General features: G+C 41.7%; 3 protein-coding genes. 2 read left to right on the forward strand and 1 reads right to left on the reverse strand.

The annotated features are described in order from the left end of the window. On the forward strand, window positions 1-386 hold a 386-nt coding region (locus tag AB4496_RS13555; RefSeq protein WP_372131138.1), incomplete at its 5' end, for a porin. A 94-nt stretch (window positions 387-480) separates the two neighbouring features. Further along, window positions 481-1143 (forward strand): DUF2057 domain-containing protein, encoded by a 663-nt coding sequence (locus tag AB4496_RS13560; RefSeq protein ID WP_009846333.1) that lies wholly within the window; start codon window positions 481-483, stop codon window positions 1141-1143. Between the two features lie 81 nt (window positions 1144-1224). Here AB4496_RS13560 and AB4496_RS13565 read toward each other — a convergent pair. Continuing rightward, a partial coding sequence (locus AB4496_RS13565; RefSeq protein ID WP_372131140.1) for a pseudouridine synthase occupies window positions 1225-1631 on the reverse strand: 407 nt, incomplete at its 5' end.

Here is a 1631-nt window from a genome sequence, read left to right on the forward strand (position 1 = left end):
TTTCTGCTTTCGTTGCTGATTTCGACACAAACGTGGCAAAAGGCGATCACCAAGGTTACGGTGCTGAGCTAGTATTCTCTGGTATCGAGAACGTTTACCTATCTACAGCATACTACGGTGTAAACTCTGATACAGCGAACGATGACAACGCAACAATCGCATTTGCTGCGGGTTACACTATGGGTCTTTGGGGCTTCAACACTGGTTACTCAATCGGTGACCACGATGTAGCTCTTAAAGACGAAGATCGTTGGTTCGTTAACTCTACTTACGCAATCGCACCTAACACTAAAGTGTACGCGGAAGTTGGTGGTATCGATTCAGATGATAAAGCTACATACAAAGCTGATAACGGTCTAGCAATTGGTGTTGAAGCATCATTCTAATGATCTCGTAATCGAGTTTTAGAAAAAAAGCCACCTTAGGGTGGCTTTTTTGTTAGTATAAAGAGTAGTTTATTCGATTTGAAAGAGAGACATGATGAAGAAAGCATTACTAGTTTTAGGTTTATTTACAACTGTTATTGGCAGTGTAAGTGCGGCAACCCTAACGCCTCAGAAAGGCGTATCTATCCTATACATTAATGGTCAAGCAGCTCCGAATAAAATCAGTGAAAATCAGATTAATGAAGGTTTTAACCAGGTTTTAGTTCGCTTTGATAAAAAATTTGGTAACAGCGGTGTTTACTCTTCGGCACCTTATGTATTGAATTTTGATGTTACTGGTGAAGAGGTTGAAATTAAGGCTCCAAAAGTACGTAGCTATATGGAAGCGGAGAAGACCTTTGAAGCTGTGAATCCATCATGGGTAGTTTTTCAGGATGATGTGACTGTTAAATATCAGCAAGATGTTATTGAACGCAAACCCGGTTTTGCGCCATTTGGCGGGCTAGAGTCTCGACTGGCTGAGTACAATGCAAGTAAGGCAGTCTATTTTAAAGATGGCGTGTTACTTGATAAGCCAGCTGAAGCGGTAGTATTAACTTCTGTGGTAGATAATACGACAGCACAGACAAGCGGCAAAGCTCAGAAACCAGTGAAACTGGCTGAGACTCAGAATATTGAGCAATTGCAGGCTTGGTACATCAAAGCTTCTAAGCAAGAACGTAAAGAATTCCGTAAATGGATGATTGACCAAGAGTAATCAATCTTCATCTACAAAAAAAGCGAGACTAATAAGAGTCTCGCTTTTGCTATATTAGTACTTTTTCTGTATCAGTAACAGCTAAATATCTTTCCATTCACCTGGCTGAAGCTGACCCACATCCATATTGCCCATTGAGTAGCGGATTAGACGCAGGGTAGGGAAGCCTATGTTTGCCGTCATTCGTCTTACCTGACGGTTACGTCCTTCGATGATGGTAATCGCTAACCATGTTGTTGGTATCGCCGCTCTGAAGCGCACAGGAGGAGTTCTTTCCCAAACCTGAGGTTCTTGCATCACTTCTACTTCTGCAGGCAATGTCATACCATCTTTTAGCTCAACACCTTTTCTCAATTTATCTAAATCTTTCTCAGAAGGCGCACCTTCAACCTGTACCCAGTAAGTCTTGGTCGATTTTGAGTTCGGCTGAGTCAACTTAGCTTGAAAGATGCCATCATTAGTCAAGACCAATAAACCTTCACTATCTC

Origin of the sequence: Vibrio sp. 10N.222.46.A1, assembly GCF_041473595.1 — a bacterium.
Lineage (GTDB): Bacteria > Pseudomonadota > Gammaproteobacteria > Enterobacterales > Vibrionaceae > Vibrio > Vibrio tasmaniensis_A.

Bases quoted from the DNA above. Each gene is read 5' to 3' on its own strand.
- AB4496_RS13560 (WP_009846333.1), top strand. From the start codon at position 481: ATGAAGAAAGCATTACTAGTTTTAGGTTTATTTACAACTGTTATTGGC.